Origin of the sequence: Atribacter sp., assembly GCF_035418125.1 — a bacterium.
Lineage (GTDB): Bacteria > Atribacterota > Atribacteria > Atribacterales > Atribacteraceae > Atribacter > Atribacter allofermentans.
In genome coordinates, this window is record NZ_DAOLQM010000222.1 from 1 (window position 1) to 3,794 (window position 3,794).

General features: G+C 35.4%; 4 protein-coding genes. 3 read left to right on the forward strand and 1 reads right to left on the reverse strand.

Translation table 11 applies throughout. From position 1 onward, the window contains the following. On the forward strand, window positions 1–490 hold a 490-nt coding region (locus PLK24_RS09550), incomplete at its 5' end, for a beta-eliminating lyase-related protein (protein WP_324478567.1). 280 nt (window positions 491–770) lie between these two features. Here the strand turns inward: PLK24_RS09550 and PLK24_RS09555 are convergent. Then, window positions 771–1,136 carry a hypothetical protein gene (locus tag PLK24_RS09555; RefSeq protein ID WP_324478569.1) on the reverse strand — a complete coding sequence of 122 codons (366 nt, stop codon included), beginning with the start codon at window positions 1,134–1,136 and terminating at the stop codon, window positions 771–773. A 203-nt stretch (window positions 1,137–1,339) separates the two neighbouring features. Here PLK24_RS09555 and PLK24_RS09560 point away from each other — a divergent pair, with 203 nt between their 5' ends. Together PLK24_RS09560 and PLK24_RS09565 are read left to right on the forward strand one after the other, a co-directional pair. Continuing rightward, window positions 1,340–2,170 (forward strand): PsbP-related protein, encoded by an 831-nt coding sequence (locus tag PLK24_RS09560; protein WP_324478571.1) that lies wholly within the window; start codon window positions 1,340–1,342, stop codon window positions 2,168–2,170. Between the two features lie 90 nt (window positions 2,171–2,260). After that, window positions 2,261–3,514, forward strand: coding sequence for a Kelch repeat-containing protein (locus PLK24_RS09565; RefSeq protein WP_324478573.1), 1,254 nt, complete (start codon window positions 2,261–2,263; stop codon window positions 3,512–3,514). Window positions 3,515–3,794: the final 280 nt, after the last annotated feature.

Here is a 3,794-nt window from a genome sequence, read left to right on the forward strand (position 1 = left end):
GGCGACCGATATAAGCCAATACTGTGATTCGGTGATGTTTTGTCTTTCCAAGGGTTTATGTGCACCGATTGGTTCAATTTTAGCGGGAAGTAAATCCTTTATTGACCGGGCTCGAAAAAATCGTAAATTGATGGGTGGTGGTCTTCGTCAAAGTGGATATTTAGCTGCTGCCGGAATAATTTCATTGGAAAAAATGGTTCAACGGCTTGTTGTTGATCACGAAAATGCCCAATATTTAGCAAATCAGATCGGAGAAATCCCCGGATTGGAAGTTTTTGATGACCGACTTGATATAAACATGGTTTTTTTCCGAATTCAAAAGAGAAATTTTGATTCAAATGCCTTCGTTCATTTTTTGAGTAAAAAAAATGTTAAAATCAATCCTCCCATGGCAGAAGAATATCGCTTGGTTACTCATTATTGGATCGATAAAAGGAAAATTGATTGGGTAATCATGATAATAAAAGAATATATGCAAAAAGCGCTTTGAGGGTTTTTATATATAGATGATTAGTTTTTATGAATGAGCTGATAGCATATTTTTAGCGGCAATAAAATAAAAAATGGGCTCTAACAAACCGCATGCGTTTTCTGTCGGTTTAAGACACCTGACATTCGCCATTATAATCGCTCACTCACTACAGAGCTTACTGAGAGAGACAAACTCTCTTGTTGAGGCTTTTTCGCACACCAGTTCCTCAGAGCCCACAATAAAATTTTAAATAGAATTCAGCAAAATGTCAATTGTGTAAAACCAATTTTAATTTGAATTAATCAATATTAAGGGTAATAGTTTTATCGCCAAATTTATTGCAAAGAGCGTAAACTTCAATAGTGTCTCCAGATTTGGCATCAATAAAAAGATACTGGGCTTCTTGAACACCTGAGGAGGATTGAGTAAGGAAATATTGAAGGACCATATCTTTTCCGTTGAGTTTAATTTTAATCTCTTGAATATAGTGATCGCCGGTTGGATTGGGAACATTATGAAGAGCTTGAACGGTTAAAATTTTAGTATCTTGGTCAAAGGCTGCATTAATTGTTGAAGGGGGATGAGCAAAAGCAACTCCACTAAAAAGTTTAAAACCAATTATGAAAATGATAATCAAACTTTTTATTGTTAAGAATTTAATCATTTGTATAACCTCCTAAAGGATTTAATTAACAGAATACAAATAAAAACCACTCTTCAACGGAAATATTTCTTTCTTGGAATAAAAATATAAAAGTCAATCAAATATTGAATATTGTTTTATAGGATGGTGGAAATTATAATCATATTAAGAAAAAATTTTTAAAAGAAAAGAAAAATTGGTCTGAGAAAAAGGAGGGTCATAGTATGTATAAAAAAAATACTTTTATTTTAATAGTGATATTAGTTTTGAGTCTCTCGTTTATAGCTTATGGGCAGAATTTTGTTCCTTATCAAAACCCCCAGAAGGGATTTTCTATTCAAGTTCCAGCTGGATGGCAACAGAGTGCACAAGATTTTTATGGCCAAGAAGTGATATATTTTATTTCTCCAATGGAGTCACAACAAGACTTCTTTCAAGAAAACATTTCAATTATGATTTTTCCCCTTCAATACCAAATGGACCTTGACACTCTTGCTAATATGTATACTCAACAATCCCAAAGCCAGATACCTAACCTTCAAGTTGTTCAGTCACAAAACATTACCCTAGGAAATGTGCCAGCGAAGTATGCCCTTTATACTGGTTCAATGCAACAGATGAACATGGCGTTTTTAGTTGTCTATATTATTAATCAAAATCAAGCCTACATACTTCAATGCACTTCCGATGCTAACAAATATCAGCAGTATCAAGCTGTATTTAGTCAAGTATTAGGTTCGTTTAGTTTCATGGCAGTTCAACCAACACCTTTCCAACAACAACAACCCTTCCAACAACAACAACCTTTCCAACAACAACAACCCTTCCAACAACAACAACCTTTCCCTCAACAGGAACCCTTCCAGCAACAACAACCTTTCCCTCAACAGGAACCCTTCCAGCAACAACCCTTCCAACAACCAACACCTTTAGTGCCGGAGCAGCAGCTTCCATTGATTCCTGAACAAACACCTCAAACCAACCTTCCCCAGTTTGACCAACCAAGTGTTCAACCATCACCACCAACTCAGGATGCCTTACCACAGTTTGATTAAAAGAACCGCCACTAAAGGATTTTAAAAAATAAAAAGGATTAGATAAAAAAGTTTCTTATTAACCCATAGATTTTGGGAGGTTCGATTTGGATGAAAATGAAATTGTGGTTATTGATGTTATTAGTTTTTTTCTTTACAGTTTTTTCTTTTTATGTGCTCGCTTCGGAAAAATGGATTCAAATAGGAACTATCCCCCTTAACGGAAGAGTAAATTTTAAGGCTATTGAGCTGAATGGAAAAATATATCTTCTTGGTGGGGTATCTTCAGAAAAGGGTACCACCAATTTAGTAGATGTTTACAATCCAAAAAATAATGCTTGGATGCCAGTAAATCCAATGAAAGAAAAGAAAACCAACTTTGCTGCTTCGGCCTATCAAGGGAAAATATATGTCATCGGGGGATACCGAGAAGATGGTCGGTTTTTTATGAATACCGTTGAAATATACAATCCTGAAAACAATACTTGGAGCAAAGGGAAACCGCTCCCTTCCCGAAGAGGATGGATGGAGAGCGCTGTGTCCAACGATAAAATTTATGTAATTGGTGGTCGAACGGTTGATTTTCATAATACCAATGCTGTTGAAATTTATGATCCAGTTCAAAATGAGTGGTCATTGGGGCCAACTATGAAAGAGAGCTTGTATAATTTTGGGATTGCCTCTTTTGGGGACAAGATTTTTATATTTGGTGGGGTTGATGAGAGTGGAAAAATTCTTGATACCCTTTACATATTGAACACCAGGATTAACTCTTGGAGTAAAGGGACTCATTTGCCGACACCAAGAGAAAATTGCCAAGCTCTTCTTGTTGGAGAAAAGGTCTATATAATTGGTGGATATAATGATGATGTAGGACATTTAGCTTCGGTAGATGTTTATGATATTGAGAGTGAGACTTGGGATTCGCTTTCTCCAATGAATACTCCTCGCTGGGGTTTTGGAGCGGCTACGGTAGATGGCACAATTTTTGTTTTTGGTGGAGGACGGGATTTTGGCGAAAGATCGACATTTGTAAAAACTTATGAAAAGTTATTGGTTGAAGAATTAAAACCCCCCCAAATAGATGATTTTTTACCGCTCTCAATAGAAATTGTTGCACCCCTTTCTGGCACAGTCGTTTCATCTTCGAAAATAATTTTAGTTGCCGATCTGAAAGGAAATCTCGAAAGAGTTTATTTGAATGGTAAGAGAGTTTTAAAACAAGATATTAGATGGTTAGCTGATGGGGTTTACCAACTACGTGTCGAGTTGCCATTGAATAGAGGGAAAAATATAATATCGATCGAAGCTTATGATCCGGAAGAAAATAGTGTTCGCCAAGATATTGAAATTTTACGGAAATAATTAACGATAAAGATTTTACTGCCAATAAATATGGTATAAGTGATTGGTTAATTAAATAAGATATTTTTGAGTTATTTTATTCTGAAAATAAAACTCGAAGTCTCAACGCTCAAGTGAAGACTTTTATTATTAATTTCATCATTTCTTGATCGTCTAAGAGACGGAAGGACAAAAAATAAAATAAAGGTTCATTGATACGGGAAAAGGAATAAAAATTGAAAATTTTTTTATCTATCCTGAAAACCTACGGGTATGATAAATCAAGCCACTACCAAAGAAT

Bases quoted from the DNA above. Each gene is read 5' to 3' on its own strand.
- PLK24_RS09555 (WP_324478569.1), bottom strand. From the start codon at position 1,136: ATGATTAAATTCTTAACAATAAAAAGTTTGATTATCATTTTCATAATT.
- PLK24_RS09560 (WP_324478571.1), top strand. From the start codon at position 1,340: ATGTATAAAAAAAATACTTTTATTTTAATAGTGATATTAGTTTTGAGT.
- PLK24_RS09565 (WP_324478573.1), top strand. From the start codon at position 2,261: ATGAAAATGAAATTGTGGTTATTGATGTTATTAGTTTTTTTCTTTACA.